The 15,550-nt window shown below is 54.0% G+C and carries 13 protein-coding genes; 9 read left to right on the plus strand and 4 right to left on the minus strand.

What is annotated here, in order from left to right; all coding sequences use genetic code 11:
• Positions 1 to 117: 117 nt before the first annotated feature.
• Both CFX1CAM_RS11075 and CFX1CAM_RS11080 read left to right on the plus strand, forming a co-directional pair.
• Positions 118 to 444, plus strand: coding sequence for an MGMT family protein (locus CFX1CAM_RS11075; RefSeq protein WP_087863152.1), 327 nt, complete (start codon positions 118 to 120; stop codon positions 442 to 444).
• 65 nt (positions 445 to 509) lie between these two features.
• Positions 510 to 866 carry a VOC family protein gene (locus CFX1CAM_RS11080; protein WP_087863154.1) on the plus strand — a complete coding sequence of 119 codons (357 nt, stop codon included), beginning with the start codon at positions 510 to 512 and terminating at the stop codon, positions 864 to 866.
• A 113-nt stretch (positions 867 to 979) separates the two neighbouring features.
• On the opposite strand, the gene CFX1CAM_RS11085 is transcribed toward CFX1CAM_RS11080, so the two are convergent.
• Positions 980 to 2,044, minus strand: a complete 1,065-nt coding sequence (locus CFX1CAM_RS11085; RefSeq protein ID WP_087863155.1) for a D-alanine--D-alanine ligase family protein — start codon at positions 2,042 to 2,044, stop codon at positions 980 to 982.
• 306 nt (positions 2,045 to 2,350) lie between these two features.
• Positions 2,351 to 3,661 (minus strand): MFS transporter, encoded by a 1,311-nt coding sequence (locus CFX1CAM_RS11090; RefSeq protein WP_087863157.1) that lies wholly within the window; start codon positions 3,659 to 3,661, stop codon positions 2,351 to 2,353.
• 315 nt (positions 3,662 to 3,976) lie between these two features.
• Here CFX1CAM_RS11090 and CFX1CAM_RS11095 point away from each other — a divergent pair, with 315 nt between their 5' ends.
• Positions 3,977 to 4,984 carry an alpha/beta hydrolase gene (locus tag CFX1CAM_RS11095; protein ID WP_197687136.1) on the plus strand — a complete coding sequence of 336 codons (1,008 nt, stop codon included), beginning with the start codon at positions 3,977 to 3,979 and terminating at the stop codon, positions 4,982 to 4,984.
• Positions 4,985 to 4,993: 9 nt separating this feature from the next.
• Positions 4,994 to 5,728 (plus strand): DUF1638 domain-containing protein, encoded by a 735-nt coding sequence (locus CFX1CAM_RS11100; RefSeq protein WP_087863159.1) that lies wholly within the window; start codon positions 4,994 to 4,996, stop codon positions 5,726 to 5,728.
• Positions 5,729 to 5,864: 136 nt separating this feature from the next.
• Here CFX1CAM_RS11100 and CFX1CAM_RS11105 read toward each other — a convergent pair whose 3' ends face one another.
• Entirely contained in the window at positions 5,865 to 6,857 is a 993-nt protein-coding gene (locus CFX1CAM_RS11105; protein WP_087863161.1) for a hypothetical protein, read from the minus strand.
• Between the two features lie 442 nt (positions 6,858 to 7,299).
• Here CFX1CAM_RS11105 and CFX1CAM_RS11110 point away from each other — a divergent pair, with 442 nt between their 5' ends.
• The 3 genes from CFX1CAM_RS11110 (at position 7,300) to CFX1CAM_RS11120 (ending at position 10,639) form a co-directional block, all read left to right on the plus strand.
• Positions 7,300 to 8,700: an efflux RND transporter periplasmic adaptor subunit gene (locus CFX1CAM_RS11110; RefSeq protein ID WP_087863163.1), complete on the plus strand. Its 1,401-nt coding sequence runs from the start codon at positions 7,300 to 7,302 to the stop codon at positions 8,698 to 8,700.
• Between the two features lie 62 nt (positions 8,701 to 8,762).
• Positions 8,763 to 9,404 (plus strand): ABC transporter ATP-binding protein, encoded by a 642-nt coding sequence (locus CFX1CAM_RS11115; RefSeq protein WP_087863285.1) that lies wholly within the window; start codon positions 8,763 to 8,765, stop codon positions 9,402 to 9,404.
• The gene (locus CFX1CAM_RS11120; RefSeq protein WP_087863165.1) at positions 9,401 to 10,639 is read left to right on the plus strand and encodes an ABC transporter permease; all 1,239 of its coding nucleotides are present in this window, start codon (positions 9,401 to 9,403) and stop codon (positions 10,637 to 10,639) included. The genes CFX1CAM_RS11115 and CFX1CAM_RS11120 overlap by 4 nt, the downstream gene beginning before the upstream one ends.
• 206 nt (positions 10,640 to 10,845) lie before the next feature.
• Here the strand turns inward: CFX1CAM_RS11120 and CFX1CAM_RS11125 are convergent, their stop codons facing one another.
• Complete coding sequence (locus tag CFX1CAM_RS11125; protein ID WP_087863166.1) at positions 10,846 to 11,631, minus strand: ATP-binding cassette domain-containing protein; 786 nt, start codon at positions 11,629 to 11,631, stop codon at positions 10,846 to 10,848.
• Positions 11,632 to 11,886: 255 nt separating this feature from the next.
• Here CFX1CAM_RS11125 and CFX1CAM_RS11130 point away from each other — a divergent pair, with 255 nt between their 5' ends.
• Together CFX1CAM_RS11130 and CFX1CAM_RS11135 are read left to right on the plus strand one after the other, a co-directional pair.
• The gene (locus CFX1CAM_RS11130; protein ID WP_087863168.1) at positions 11,887 to 12,684 is read left to right on the plus strand and encodes an inositol monophosphatase family protein; all 798 of its coding nucleotides are present in this window, start codon (positions 11,887 to 11,889) and stop codon (positions 12,682 to 12,684) included.
• Positions 12,685 to 13,104: 420 nt separating this feature from the next.
• Entirely contained in the window at positions 13,105 to 15,504 is a 2,400-nt protein-coding gene (locus tag CFX1CAM_RS11135; protein ID WP_087863170.1) for a ComEC/Rec2 family competence protein, read from the plus strand.
• The last annotated feature ends 46 nt before the right edge of the window (positions 15,505 to 15,550 follow it).

A 15,550-nucleotide genomic window follows, 5' to 3' on the forward strand; every position in this document is an offset into this window, starting at 1 on the left:
ACTCAACAAACCCGTCAATCCCGAAATGAAACCCAGTGCTGCCGAATCGTTCACATTCCCAAAGCTGTGCGTGCCTATACCAGGGATGTTTCCTCTTAACGCCTGCAAAGATTGACAATGAAACCGCTTTATGAACGAATCTACGCACTGGTTCGCCTGATCCCAAGGGGAAAAGTGACCACCTACGGGCGCATCGCTGAGCTGGTGGGCGGATGTACTGCGCGCATGGTCGGATATGCCCTGGCATCCCTCAGATATCGCTCTTATCCGGATGTCCCCTGGCAGCGGGTGATCAACGCGCAGGGGAAAATCAGCATCCGCAGCGATGGTTTCGGACATGCTGTTCAACGCACCCTTTTAGAAGAAGAAGGCGTGCTCTTTGATGTCCATGGTCGGGTTGATTTTGCGGTATTTGGCTGGCCAGGCCCTGATGAGCCCTATTGAGAAATGGATAGCTGGATTTAACCAGTCGCTGTATTAATTAATTATTAATTACAAGGGAAATCACAATGGCTCGAACTTCAATTAATCAAATCATTTTGTTTGTTAAGGATATGGCCGGTGCGGTACGCTTCTATCGGGATCTGCTCGGGCTGGAAGTACGCTATCCAAGCCATTTAGAAGACGTTACTGACGAAATGTGGGTTGAACTTGACGGCGGGGCGTGTTCATTGGCTTTGCACGGTGGTGCCGATGAAGCCCCGGGTAAAGGGCATCAGATCGTCTTCAAGGTGGACGACTTAGAAGGGATGTGGCAGAAACTGCATGCTGCCGGGGTCGAAATTGGCGAAATTCGCCTCCTGGAAGATGGCAAGCCTGCCGCCAAAGCGGTTGACCCCGAAGGGCATTGCTTCACAATTCGTTGAGCGTTCCGTCCCTCACAGATGATCATCGCTTGTATTTAACAATCCATTAAACCTGGCAAAGCTCTGATTTTTTGCCAAGGTGGTCTATCTTCCCCCTGCAGTTGTCCGAATGCTTACGCGATCAACCCATACCGTCGGAGTGCAGTTTCAAGGATCATGTTGACCAGTTCAGTGTGTTCTACCCCATCAGCAGCGGCTTCAATGACGATGTCCGAGATGCCTGGCGATAGCCCCGGCAGGGGGTTAATCTCCAGGATATAGGGCTTCTCGTCCTCATTGATGTTTAAACGAAAGTCCACCCGCGCTACATCCAGCGCACCGGTCACCCGGAAGACGGCCGCGGCCAGCCAGTTGAGTTCGTCAACCATATCATCGTCCAGCGGTGCCGGGCAGAGGTAGGTGAGCTGATCAGCCAGGTCAACCTTCAACCGGTTATCGTAGACAATATCCGTCTCAAAGAAGGGGGAGAGGTCAACCTCCAGCGGCGGAAAGAAGCGCAACCCCGCCTGGATGCGAGGCAGGTTCTCATCATGCGGGATGCGACGGGCAACCGGGCCCACCAGGTTTCCGACCAAGCCCACCGTCACCTCCCGGCCTTCAATATAAGTCTCTACCAGAGCCGCTTGCTGGTAACGTTCAACCATGATCCGCACCTGTTCGCGCAGTTCCCGCTCATCTCTGACAATGGATTTGGCAGAAACCCCCATACCGGTACCTTCGCGGCTGGGCTTAACGAATAGCGGAAACTGCATTTTTGGGTCTAAGGGTTCATCGACGCGTTCAAAGGTTTGGAATTCCGGTGTGGGCAAATCGTGGTAGGTTAAAATGCGCTTGGTCATTGGCTTATCGAGGGTTAAAGCCAGGCATGTGACCTGTGACCCGGTATAGGGAATGCGTAATTTTTCCAGGATAGCCGGCACCTGGGCTTCGCGCGCATCGCCAAAATGGCTTTCACAGATATTGAAACAAATATCAGGTTTAAATTTTCGCACAGTATCGACGATCGTGATGTCACCTTCCAGGAACTCACAGGTGTGTCCGCCCGCCCTTATCGCCTCGACCAGGGCCTGGATCGTCGTCTCGCCATCCAGGTCATCCCATTGATCCTCAGGCATGCCGACCCAGCAGGGCGCGTTTTTCTTCAGGTTGGCCAGTAATGCAACTCGAAATCTTTTCATGTTCGTATGGTTTCGTCTCCAGTGGTGGGAAATGGATTGATCTTAATTATAGCATCCGAAATTCAGAGTAGATCACATTTTAAGCGCGTGGATTTGATTTCGGCGTTTATTAAAGGTGCACCAACCTGTTGTGCTAAAGAATCTTCAAGTAATGGTGAAGAGGGATTTGGTGTTCGGAATCCAGGCATCAGCGAATGTGATGAAAGCTGACAACTGTCCCCCTTCAGCTATCAGCTTTCTGTTACGTTTTAAAGGCTGTCCTCTGTTTCCTTACCCGGAAGATGGACTCAATTGGGATTTCGAAATTTACTCCACCTCGACCATCTTTGCGTCGACTTCCTGTGCCAACCTGACCCCGCGTTCAATATCAACACTTCGCAGCATGAGGATGCCGGCAACAAAGAAAATCACCAGAGAAATAATTCCATAGCGACCATCGCCTGTCAGTTGCGTGATTAAAGCCATAATGAAAGGTCCCACCACGGTGTTAAACTTCTCCGAAACGCTGAAAAAGCCATAAAACTCGGCGGTTTTGCTCTTTGGCATCAACTGACCGACTAACGAGCGGCTGAGCGCCTGGCTGCCGCCCTGCACCATCGCCACGCCAAACCCCAGCAAGAGGAAGTGCCATTCTTTTGACATAAAAAAGCCCACTACTGCGATCACGGCATACACCATCAGGCTGAGGGAAATGGACTGTTTAACACCAATTTTCTTTGAGAGCTTGCCAAACCAGATAGAAAAGGGAGCCGCTACAAACTGCACCATCAACAGGGTGCCAATCAGGATCATCGTGCCAAAACCCAGGTCGGTACCAAAAGCCACTGCCATCGTAATAATCGTCCCAATCCCGTTGGCATACACGAAAAAGGTCAGCAAAAACCAGAAAAGATCCCGGAATTTGGTGATCTCTTTTAAGGTCTTAAAAAAGCGGCTGAATCCCACGGTCAACACGCTCTGCCCGATCTCGCTGGTTTCGACCATGCGGACGGGCTCCTTCACCCGTCGGAAGATTGGGATTGAAAATACGGCCCACCAGACGGCCACACTGGCCAAACTGAGGCGCATCATCAGCATGGTCGCTTGCTCTTCACCCATATGGGGTAACAAAGTAGGGCCCAAAAAGATCATGATGACATTGAACAATAGAAGCAAGCCCCCGCCAATATAGCCCAGGGCATAGCCTTTGGATGATACTTGGTCAATCTCATTGTCATCCGCTACATGAGGCAGCAAGGCATCATAAAACACCAGCGACCCTGCAAACCCAATTGTGCCGAGAATATACAAAATCGATGCCAGCAGTTGATCATCCGGCGATTTGACCATGAAAAGTAACCCGGTGCTGATCACACCTACGGCGATGAAGAACGCCATAAACTTCTTCTTCGAACCGCGGAAATCGGCGATCGCGCCCAGTACCGGGCTGATCAACGCCGCAATCAGGCTGCCAATCGCTACGGTATATCCCCAAATAGCCAGAGCCCCTTCGGCCGCGATATACGCTGCGAAGTAATTGGGCAAAATTGAACCCATGATGGTGGTGGCAAAGGATGAGTTTGCCCAATCATACATCGCCCAGGCCGTCTGGGCACGCTTTTTCTCGACCAGGTCCATTGAATCCTCCTATAACAGATTGATTAATGCCCTTATTATAAGCGTAAAACCGATCTTGAAACACGGAAATTTCAGCAGTATCGTTTTGGGCAAGATTTTCCTGATCCGCCTGTGGATCATTCCTGATGATGAGAAAAAACGTGTGACGTGGTAGACAGGGTGGCAGGATTTGACCAAACCGGTCTTTCCATTCGTGGGAACACGATCAAGCGCAGCAAGAAATCGATGAACGACTTCACTTAATCGGGTCAAGATGTGCTAAAGTTTAAGTACGTTTCTCATCCATTGAGGAGCAATTCCATCTGGAGGTTGGCTATGAAGAAAGCCATCAAGAAAACTGTTAAAGGTTTCGCCTGGGGAACTTCCGGGTTGCTTTCCGGTATGGCCGCGGCTGTTGCTGGCTGGATCCTCTTCAGCCGCAAATATATCCGCCACGACATGCCCCTGGATAAAGCCCTCGACGCAGACAGGCACGATTTCTTCTCTCAACACGCGGGGCGCATCAGCTATTATGCCAGTACAAGCGACAAAGGGACGCCCCTGGTCCTGCTGCACAGCATTAATGCCGCTCCCAGCGCTTATGAAATGAAACCTTTATTTGAACACTACCAGGGGCAGCGACCGGTTTATGCCCTTGACCTGCCCGGCTTTGGCTGGTCAGAACGCTCAGACCGTCTGTACAGCCCGCAACTGTATCAGCACGCGATTCACGACTTCCTCAAAGAGGTGGTTAAAAAACCGGCTGATGTGATTGCGCTCTCGCTCTCCTGTGAATTTGCCGCACGCGCAGCCGTTCTCAGCCCAGATCTGTTCCGCTCCCTGGTGATGATCTCACCCACCGGATTCAACCCACCTCGAATGGATAAATTCGCTCAAAGCGCAGCCCGGTCCGGAGCAAGAAACACGTTTTATACAGGTCTGGCTGTACCTCTGTGGAACAGACCCCTTTATGATCTGGTCACAATTCGACCCAGTATTCATTATTTCCTCAACAAAGTCTTTGAGGGGCTGGTTCCGGAGGAGTTTGTGGATTATGCCTACCAGACTGCACACCAACCCGGGGCACAATATGCGCCCACCTTCTTTCTGAGCGGCAAATTATTCACACCTGCTGTGCGAGAGACCGTCTATATGGCGCTTAAGCCTCCGGTTTTGGCGATCTACGACCATGGTCCCTTTACAAATTACGATATGCTGCCCATGGTCTTGCGGGAATGCAAAAACTGGAAAGGCGTCCGCATTTCTCCCACCAGGGGCTTGCCCCACTGGGAGGAACCCCAACGGCTGTTCAACACGTTGAACAATTTCTGGGCAGGGCTGTAAGGCGGCTTTATGCGCATCAAGTGCATTGCCTGTGATGTGCTGGCGCGCCCGGTCTATCTGGCAGCAGCTCATTCATCCCACGTGGTGGATGTGGTTTTCGAACGTTTTGGATTGCACATCAACCCCAAAAATTTACGCCAGGTTCTGCAAGCTCATATTAACGCCGCAGACCAGTTAGACTGCTACGATGCGGTGATTCTGGCATATGGCCTGTGCGGTCAGGTTGTCCATGGCTTGCAGGCGGGGGCGATCCCGCTGGTGATCCCGCGCGCCCATGATTGCGTCACCCTTTTCCTGGGCGGACGGGAGCGTTACGATCAAGAATTCTCTGCCTGTCCGGGCACCTACTGGTACGTGCAGGACTTTGTTGAACGCGGTGAATCTGAATCGACATCTTTATCGATGGGGGCTTTTACCGCCGGCGATGCGGAAACGCTGTATGCCGCATACGTTGAAAAATACGGCGCGGATAATGCCGCTTACCTGATGGAGGTGATGCAAGCCTGGCAGGCGCATTATGAACGCGCCGCCTACATTGACCTTGGGAATGGGGATGGCGCTAAAGCCTCGGAGCGCGCCCAGAACGATGCACAACGCCGCGGCTGGCGCTTTGAATGCCTGGCTGGCGACCTGGTACTGATCAGGCGTTTACTGAATGCGGCATGGGATGCAGATTTTCTCATCTTGCAGCCCGGGCAAACCGTTGAGATGACCGGTGATGGGGAAATTATCCGGGCAGTTTAGACGGAATGGCAGCCGGTTTTCGTTGCGTGTAAAATTCTTCAGGAAATTTCTACGAGATCAGAAACAACAATAAAACCAGCCCACCTTCGTTTTTGGTGGGCTGGGAAAATCTTCAGCAACTGCTTTAAACGCAGCTTTATTTGACCGGTTGCAAAGATTGCACGCCGCCCAATTGATTGATATTCAAAATCCAGCGGCTGCCAATTTCTGCTTGTGAGAATATTTCAGCGTTCCTGGTTGTGAATCGGTAAGAGTCACTGCCATCACGGAAGTTGATCACGTAGTTCTCAGCGCGATCACCTTCACGCTCACCGGATTGCAGATTAACCGCCGGCCAGAAGGGCGACAGGTCGTGTCCGCTTTCGGTGACCGTCCTGACCACAACCCACGCCATCGCCGTGTATTCGCAGTAATCGTCATAAACTTCGTAGGTGCAGTCCTGCACCACCTCGCCGACGCCGGTGCCGGTGTCTTGCACATAGGGATCACCGCACACTTCAACCGCACCCGAGACGTAAGTATCGGATGTATACCGGTAAGTGGGTGAGCAAAAAGTCACCTGGGCACCCGTGGGCACTTCATCATGCCAGGCCGTGTCGGTAATCGATGTGTAGACTTCAACATTGATGGAACGCTCCCACTGGACATCGGAGACCGTAGCGGTGACATCATCGGTGCGCAGGAGCATGAACAACAATACCACGCACCCTACGATGAGCGCCAGGATGATGAGAATGATTGCCAGCGTGGGCGCTTTACGCTTTTTGGCGGTTGAATCATCGATTTGCGGCGGAGCTTTCGCCTCGGTGACGGTGCGCACCCGCTGACCGACCTGGCGTTCTTTGCCGCCCCAGCCGAGATCACCGCCGCAATTTGTACAAATTTCGTTTGTAGCAAGGTTGCGCGTGCCGCAAAATGGGCAGTGAATGTCCGGGCCGGATTTGGCCATGCGGATCAGCGCTTCGTCTTTAATGAAGTTAAAGCGCTCTTCATCCACTTGCAGGAACTCCACGTTTTCGGGTTGGGGTGCACCGCAGTTCGTACAGTTTTTAATCGGACCCGGGTTCTGGGTGTCACAAAATGCGCACTGCCAGATCAGGGGTACAAAGCCAAGTGATTTGCGAGTCATAGATCCTCCAGTGATTACCAATATTTTTCGAGGCTGATCCTCATTATAAACAGAAATCGCCGCGCTGTCTAATGGCGAATGGTGAATGGCGAATGGTGAATGGTGAATGGTGATTAGGAATCAGGTATCAGGGACCAGGTATCAGGAACTTTTTCCAGTGATCAACCACGAACCATAAGCTGTGCAATCCCCGAGCGCAGCGAGCGGGATCAGCTATGCAATCCCCGAGCGCAGCGAGCGGGATCAGCTGTGCAATCCCCGAGCAGAGCGAGCGGGACCAGCGAATAGCCACTCATTACCATTCTCTAATCTGAAGAGTAAAATGGAATTATTGGCTGAATATCAAGGGGGTTATTGCCGGGATAAACATATGCCCATTCACGATAAGTGAAGGATGTGATAACAGCGGGGTCACGCTACCCGCGAGTTTTGGAGGAAGAGTGTGACGGAAACAAGTAAAAGAAGAAAAAGAAGCAAAAAAGGGCTGTGGATACTGCTTTTAATCCTGGTTTTTGTTGGTTTATATGTTGGGTGGCGGTTTTATAACACTCGCCAGGCAGCCAACCGGGTTCTGGCGAATATTGAAACACAACCCTATCGACGGGACAGTCTGAGTGCTTTCATTTACGGCACCGGCACTGTCGAGCCCGGCCAAACGGCCGTGCTGACCTGGTCTGCCAGCGGCATTATCGGCGAAGTCGGTGTCGCAGTGGGTGACCGGGTTGAAAAAGACCAGGTGCTGATGTCACTCGAAACGGATTCCCTGTCTGTGGAGATTCTGCAAGCCCAAATTGATGTAATCAACGCGCAGCGAGCCCTGGATAAGCTTTATGAAAACTGGGGTGTTGACCTGGCACAAGCCCGGCTGGATTTGTTGAATACCGAAGAGCGACTGGAAAATCTGCAAAATCAGCGGTCAGCGATGAATTTTCAGCGCTGTTCAGACGAGAAGATCGAGGAGCTGGAAGATGCGCTGGATAAGGCAGAACAGGCGTATAACTTCCAGCAAAATGCGACCAATCTGCAGCGGGTCAATACTGCCCAGGCTAATTTAAATTTCTGCTTGGCGGAATTTAGCGAACGCGAAATTGCAGAAGCTGAGTTAGAGATCGAGCTGGCAGAAGCCCGCCTGACCAGTCTGCAAGACCGGGTGAACCTGCTCACGGCCGGGCCGGATCCCGACGAGGTGACCATCCTGGAAACTCGCCTGGCGATTGCCCAATCGCGGCTGGACAGCCCGAAGATAAAAGCACCCTTCGCTGGCGTGATCACGGAACTGCCCGCACAGGTGGGCGATGTCGTCCAGATGGGCGCCAGGGCGGTACAGTTGAACAATTTGGCAGAACTGCGGCTGACAGTGAAAATTTCGGAAATTGATATTCCCCATGTGAACCAGGGTCAGCCGGCACAACTGGTATTTGATGCATACTATGAAAGAACCTTCAATGGAACCGTGACAGAAATCTCCCCTGTGGGCAGTTCAGGCCAGGGTGTGGTCGAATATACGGTCACCATCCAGATGCAAGATGCTGATGTGAGCATCCGTCCTGGCATGACTGCGGCAGTGTCGATCCTGATCCAAGAAATCGAGAATGTATTTGTCATTTCCAATGAAGCCATCGTCAGCATTAACGGGCAGGAGCAGGTTTTTGTCCGCCGGGGCGACTCGTATGTGGGCGTGCCTGTTGTTTTGGGCTTTTATTCGGACTATTACAGCGAAGTGCTTGAAGCAGAAATACAAGAAGGTGAATTGATCGTGCTCAACCCACCGGCAGAGATCACCGGAGTGATGCCTTTTAATATGGGTCCTGGGAGTAGAGGGTTTGGCGGGTTTAGAAATTAGGATGAACAGTGGCTGAGCAGGAATATGTCATTCAAATTGAGAACCTGACCAAGGTCTACCAGATGGGAGAGGTCCAGGTGCATGCCCTGCGCGGCGTTAGTTTTACCGTGACACCCGGAGAAGTGCTGGCGATCATGGGTCCTTCCGGCTCTGGTAAATCAACACTGATGAATATGCTCGGCTGTTTGGATACCCCCACCGCAGGCGACTATTATCTGGACGGTGAGCGGGTTTCCACCCTGGTGGACGATGCGCTGGCTGAAGTGCGCAACCGTAAGATCGGGTTTGTGTTTCAGCAGTTCAACCTGCTGCCGAGGGCAACGGCGCTGGCTAATGTTGAGCTGCCCTTACGCTATTCAGGGATGACTGGCAACCGGAAAGCATTAGCCCTTGACGCCCTGGAGGCTGTGGGGTTGGGTGATCGGGTGCACCACAAGCCGAATGAGCTTTCAGGCGGTCAGCAGCAGCGGGTGGCTATCGCGCGTGCCCTGGTCAATAGCCCTGCCATCATCCTGGCGGACGAACCCACCGGCAACCTGGATACGTCCTCCGGAGAAGAAATTATTAATCTCTTGCTGTCCTTGAACCGCAACAACGCCACCACGCTGTTGATTGTCACCCATGATGCAGAAGTGGCGGCGGTGGCTCAACGTGTCATCCACCTGCGTGATGGGCTGATCGAAAAACAGGAGGTGCGCCAGTGAGCTTGATCCTGAACATCAGGGAGGCTATGGGCAGCCTGGGCGCCAATAAAATGCGCTCCCTGTTGACGATATTGGGGATTGTGATCGGCGTGGCGTCGGTGATTGCCCTGCTTTCGTTAGGAGAGAGCGCTGGAGCTTCCATTACCGGGGAGATTGAGAGCATTGGCACCAATGTGATCTACGTTCTGAGAGGCAACAGCAGTGAGGATGTCACCAATCCCAAGGATCTGACTCTGCGGGATGCACAGTCCCTGTCAGCCTCAGCGCGCACATCAGAGATTGCCTATGTAGCGCCGGTCTTCTCCGGTGCTGCTGAGATCACCTATGCTGATCGCAGTGTGACGACGTCCATCCTGGGAATCACTCCCGATTACCAGTTCGTGCAGAATCTGACCATGGCGGAAGGTGAATTTATCAGCGCAGCCCGGGTTGAGGGACGCAGCGCCGTGGTGGTGCTCGGGCCATCGATCGCGGAGCAATTAATCGGGCGCAGTTCCGGGGTGGTGGGAAACACGGTCAGGATTGGCGGATACCCGTTTCGGATTGTGGGGGTCACCGAGGCTAAGGGCGGCAGCGCGTTCAATAACCCTGATAAAAACGTCTATATTCCCATCTCCACCGCCCAGGCTCGCCTGCCACGCAGCGGGAGCGGGGCATCTGACCGCGTTCAGAATATTCTGGTCTCCATGGTCAACTCCGACAATGCAGACCTGGCCATCCGTCAGATCCGTGAGGTGCTGCGCAGTACACACCGCATCCCACCGCGCAGCCCGGATGATTTCACCCTGTTGAACCAGCAGGATATCCTGGCCGTTGCAGATACCATCACCAACGTGTTGACCATCTTCCTGGGGGGTATCGGGGCGATCTCGTTGCTGGTGGGCGGCATCGGGATCATGAACATCATGCTTGTCTCTGTGACCGAGCGTACCCGGGAAATCGGGTTGCGCAAAGCTTTAGGGGCGCGAAAGGCGGATATCTTAATCCAGTTCCTGACAGAATCGGTGTTATTGAGCCTGTTTGGCGGCACCATCGGCATTGTCCTGGGCTGGGGCATTTCCGCCGTCGTCAGCCAGATTGCCATGAGCAGCGGCACCCCACTGGAGATCGCCGTGACATTGAACTCTGTTTTGCTGGCCACCCTGTTCTCGGCGGCTGTTGGCGTCTTCTTTGGTTTTTATCCTGCCAATAAAGCAGCGAACCTGGCGCCGGTTGAAGCCTTACGTTACGAATAGCCGAGTAACTTTGGCACAAGAATCTAAAATTCAGCGCTGATTCCATTTGATTTTCAAAAAAAACCTGTTTTAGAGGGCGTACGTAGGGTGATCGTAGGAGAGCCGTCAAGTAGAGACGCCGCTCAAATGCTACAATAACCTCAGCAAACACACTTTTCTTCTCCTTCTGAAGAGCGCCAGGCCCGGCTTCCCTGGCGCTCGGCAATTTAATTGGGGGCGTCTGGCGACAAACGTTGAATTTCGTAATCCGAATAATTTCCTGAATATTCACTTAATCCATCACCGTGCAACTCGATGATCCGGTTAGCAATTCGATCGAGGAAATACCAGTCATCGGAGATTGCCAGCAGGGTGCCGTTGAAATCCAGCAGGGCATCCTCAAGCAATTCGCAGGAGGGAATGTCGAGGTGATTGTCCGGTTCATCCAGCAAAAGGATATCTGGACGGCTAAGGATGATGCGCGCCAGGCCTAGCAATTTCCTCTGTCCCCCGCTGAGGTTTTTAACCGGCAGGTTCAGCTCATGGTCTTTAAAGCCGATGCTGGTCAGCAGGGCTTTCACCTGGCCCTCAAGCCCGGAACCGCCCAGTTCGTGATAGGCGCTCAGGGCGCGTTCATGTTGTTCGATCAAGCGCGCCAGGCGCTTTTCGTCTGCATAATATTCAGGATGAGCAAATTTTGCTTCCAGTTCAGCCAGCTGGATCTCAAGCGCCAGAACCCGCCCCGCACCCTGGCGTACGGCTTCAGACGCAGGTTGTTCGGGGTCGAGGGCAACTTCCTGTGCCATATAGGCAACGTTCATGCGCTTATCGATCAACACCACACCTGCGTCCGGCTTCAGCTCGCCAAGGATCAGTTTTAACAGGGTGGTCTTTCCGCTGCCATTGGGGCCGATCAACCCATAGCAGCCCTGCTGGATTTCACACGAGGCATCGCTAAAGATGGGCGTGGAAGGATATGAGAAAGTGACTTTGTCGAGGCGCAGGGTAATCATGATAAAAGGTGATCAGGAATTGGGTTTATGGCTCGTTCAGAACAGAATATATCAAAATGAGGTTGCAGTGTTTCAAACCGCTGGTTGCACTGACGATTATACACAAACCTCCCTGAAAAGTGACCCGAAAACAACCGCAATACAGGCAGGACCAATTTCCAATGACTGATTCTAAATGCCTCTTCACCATGCACACGCTGCGCATGTGCTACAATGAAGCCTTGATCGAATCAAAAGCATGAAAGGAACCTCGCTATGAACCCCACCCTCGATTTCGTTAACCAGATTGCTGTCAACGCGGGTGCTATTTTGAAGAATTTTAAACGTGAAGATTTGGGCATTGCCCACAAAAGCAGCCGGGACCTGGTCACCCAGGCGGACTATGCATCGGAGCGCTATTTGATCGATGCCATCCAGCAGGCCTTTCCCGGGCACGCCATCATCGCTGAGGAATCAGGCAAGTCGGAGGGCTCGAAGGAGCACCAATGGTTCATCGACCCCCTGGACGGCACCGTCAACTATGCCCACGGGGTGCCCTTATATACGGTCTCGATCGGTTATGCCTATCGAGACGAGCTGACCCTGGGCGTGGTGTATGACCCCGAACTCGGGGAACTGTTTTCGGCTCAGCGTGGTTTGGGTGCAACCCTTAATGGAGCTCCTCTCCAGGTGTCGCAGTACACGCAATTGGTGGACTGCATGCTGGTGACCGGCTTCCCCAACGAAGCAGAGGATTCGCCCGATGATAATGTGGGAAATTTCCTCCAGTTTAACGCCCGTACACAGGCTGTGCGGAGATTGGGTTCAGCAGCGCTGGATATGGTCTACGTGGCTGCCGGGCGCCTCGACGGGTTCTGGGAGGTGAGCACTAATCCGTGGGACATCGCCGCAGGAACCTTAATGGTGCAGGAGGCTGGCGGCGTCGTGACAGATCTGTACGGCAACCCGGATTACCTGCAAACTCCGTCAACCGTTGTGTGCGCCAACCCGGTGATCCACCAAAAGATGCTGGAGGTGCTAGCTGCAGTGCGCGCCGAACGCGGCGGGGCTTAGCAAGAATCGCTACAAATAATAATTTTAAGACCGCTGGCTGGGATGCTGATCTTACCAGCGGTTTTACTTCTTATAAATGGGGATTGTTGTGTTTGTGTGATTAAAAAAAGAGCGTGTGTAAAAACGAATGATGTTAAATAATGGGCGCATGAATCGTTTTAAAATTTTATTTAACACGATTCAATCGAATATTATATCAATTCCTAGGGGCAACCCTTCGCGTAGCACGCCCTGTGCCCTGCAAGGGCATTGAGCCGTGGTTGCCCTTACATCCCATTATTCAGCACTCTTTAACCCCCCAGGGAATCTCATCACAAGGCTGTTTCGATCCATAATTTGCGCCTCCAACCGCACAAGGCCATATCTTTGATAAAATTAGACTGCTGACCCCGATTTAGCTCACTTTGCGAAAGAGGTGCCATGCCAGCGCCGTCCCCGCAACAACCCGTAAAACGCTCACCTTTCCAGGGCTTTTTGCCCTTTTTCTGGCTGGCATTAGCCAGCATGGGCGGCATCCTGCTGGCAGATCGGGTCGCAATCCCCGCCTGGGGCTGGCTGGCGGGGTTCTTGTTGTGCCTCCTGGCGCTGATTTTAGCCTGGCGCCTGCCCGAGCGCTTAGCCCTGACCCATCACCTGCGCCGCCTAACGCGGGTCGATCAACGCCTGCCGGGTGCGATTTTAGCTGTCGCCCTGTGCCTGGGTGGCTGGCGCTATGCCGCAGCACAGCCCGCGATCACACCTCAGCACGCCGCCTATTACAATGACCGCGGCACGGTCCAGATGGTGGGAACGGTGATCAAGCCGCCTGATTTTCGTGATGCTGTGACCAACCTGACCGTAGCAGTGGAATCTTTGGAAGTCCTGGGCGGGTTTGCACAACAGGTGAACCCCGCTGAAATCTCCGGCGGGGTGCTGGTGCAGATGCAGCCCGGCAGCGCCTGGGCTTACGGGATGCGCATCAGCGTTACCGGTCAGTTGCGCACGCCACCCGATGGCGATGATTTTTCCTTTCAGGATTTTTTGGCTCGCAAAGGCATCGGAAGCCTGATGACCAATCCCCGGGTTAACCGGGTGGAATTCGACCGGGGCAACCCCATCAAAGCGGCGCTCTTCACCCTGCACGACCGTGCGGTTGCCACATTGCAAACCCTGTTCCCCTCTCCGGAGGCTGACCTGCTGGCGGGCATCCTGCTCGGGCGTGATCAGGGCCTTTCGCCTGAATTGCAGGCTGCCTTCCGCCGCACGGGTACAGCGCATATTATCGCCATTTCGGGGTTCAATATTGCCATCCTGGCGGGTTTATTTTCTGCTACCTTCACGCGCCTGCTGGGACGCAGGTGGGGCGCGCTGGCGGCTGTGTCGGCTATCTCAGCCTATGCAGTCTTTGTCGGTGGGGATGCGGGCGTTGTAAGGGCGGCGATCATGGGTGCCATGGGGGTGCTGGGCGGGATGTTCGGTCGCCGACAAAACGGGCTCAACAGCCTGGGCCTGGCTGCCCTGGGTATGGCGCTGATCAACCCGAACCTGCCCTGGGACGTCGGCTTTCAGCTCTCCACCGCGGCAACATTGGGGTTGGTGTTGTACGCACAACCCCTGGAAGAGTGGTTTGTTCAGTTCGCTGCTCGGAGGATATCAGAAGAAAAAGCCCAAAAGCTGGTGGGTCCGGTGAGCGAATTTTTGCTCTTTACCCTGGCTGCCCAGGTGATGACCCTGCCGATTATGATTTACCATTTCGGGGGCGTGTCCTGGATTACCTTGCTGGCAAACCCTCTGATCCTGCCACCGCAATCCCTGGTGATGGTGTTGGGCGGGCTAGCCCTGCTGACAGGATTGGCCCTGCCCGGGATGGGGCAGGTTCTGGCGATCATCGCTCTGCCCTTTACGCGCTACACCATCCGCATGGTAACCTGGCTGGCGCGCCTGCCCGGCAGCGAAGTGGCATACCCCTCCTTTCATGTCCTGTGGTTGGTGGTGTTTTATGCCGTTTTGTTCCTGTTGACGCTCCTTCCCCCTGGGGCGCGCAGGTTAACCCTTAAGAAAATTTTTTCTCCACAGGTTGGCTTGCTGATGCTGGCAGGCCTGACCGTGCTTGTGTGGAATCGGGTTTTAAGTGCGCCAGATGGTCGTTTGCATTTGACCCTGCTGGATGACCGGGGGACGCTGCTGGTGCAAACCCCGTCGGGAGGGTCCGTGTTGATCGGTGGGGGTGAGAGCGGGTCGGCGCTCAACCAGGCGCTGGGCGAGATGCTCCCGAGCGGGGGGCGCCATCTGGACCTGTTGATCATCGGCAGCAATGCCCGTGAAGATCTGCTCGGGCTGATCAGCGTGATCAAGAAAGTACCGATTGATATGGCCCTGTGGGCTGTGGACCCGGAAGTCAACCAGACCAGCCGTACTGTGGTTGCCCTGTTGGCTGACCAGGGCGTGCCAGCTCAGCCTGCAAGCGCGGGTGCTGTTGTGGGTGCCGGAGAAGGGTTGCGGATTGAAATCCTGTGGGCGGGCGAGCGCGGCGCCCTGCTGTGGCTGACCTGGGAAAATTTCCACGCGGTGATTCCCACGGGCAAGGTCGGCGAATGCTGGGATCATCTGCCTGCACCGCCGAATGCGCTGTTCCTGCCCGCGGGTCTGAACGTGGATGACCTTCCCCTGGAGCAAATCACGCTCTGGGCGCCTGAAGTGATCCTGCTTTCCGCCACAGAAGCGGATGCGCTCCCCCTGCAGGCGGCGTTGACCGGCTACCCGCTGGTCAGCAGGCAAGTCCACGGCTGGGTGCGGGTCAGCAGCGATGGGATGGGAATGTGGGTGCGCGGCCAGCGCTGAGGATGCGCCTGGCAAAATCAGCGGGTTTTGTCACATTTTCCCCATA

This window comes from Brevefilum fermentans, from assembly GCF_900184705.1.
Taxonomy (GTDB): domain Bacteria; phylum Chloroflexota; class Anaerolineae; order Anaerolineales; family Anaerolineaceae; genus Brevifilum; species Brevifilum fermentans.

Bases quoted from the DNA above. Each gene is read 5' to 3' on its own strand.
- CFX1CAM_RS11075 (WP_087863152.1), top strand. From the start codon at position 118: ATGAAACCGCTTTATGAACGAATCTACGCACTGGTTCGCCTGATCCCA.
- CFX1CAM_RS11080 (WP_087863154.1), top strand. From the start codon at position 510: ATGGCTCGAACTTCAATTAATCAAATCATTTTGTTTGTTAAGGATATG.
- CFX1CAM_RS11085 (WP_087863155.1), bottom strand. From the start codon at position 2,044: ATGAAAAGATTTCGAGTTGCATTACTGGCCAACCTGAAGAAAAACGCG.
- CFX1CAM_RS11090 (WP_087863157.1), bottom strand. From the start codon at position 3,661: ATGGACCTGGTCGAGAAAAAGCGTGCCCAGACGGCCTGGGCGATGTAT.
- CFX1CAM_RS11095 (WP_197687136.1), top strand. From the start codon at position 3,977: ATGAAGAAAGCCATCAAGAAAACTGTTAAAGGTTTCGCCTGGGGAACT.
- CFX1CAM_RS11100 (WP_087863159.1), top strand. From the start codon at position 4,994: ATGCGCATCAAGTGCATTGCCTGTGATGTGCTGGCGCGCCCGGTCTAT.
- CFX1CAM_RS11105 (WP_087863161.1), bottom strand. From the start codon at position 6,857: ATGACTCGCAAATCACTTGGCTTTGTACCCCTGATCTGGCAGTGCGCA.
- CFX1CAM_RS11115 (WP_087863285.1), top strand. From the start codon at position 8,763: ATGGGAGAGGTCCAGGTGCATGCCCTGCGCGGCGTTAGTTTTACCGTG.
- CFX1CAM_RS11125 (WP_087863166.1), bottom strand. From the start codon at position 11,631: ATGATTACCCTGCGCCTCGACAAAGTCACTTTCTCATATCCTTCCACG.
- CFX1CAM_RS11130 (WP_087863168.1), top strand. From the start codon at position 11,887: ATGAACCCCACCCTCGATTTCGTTAACCAGATTGCTGTCAACGCGGGT.
- CFX1CAM_RS11135 (WP_087863170.1), top strand. From the start codon at position 13,105: ATGCCAGCGCCGTCCCCGCAACAACCCGTAAAACGCTCACCTTTCCAG.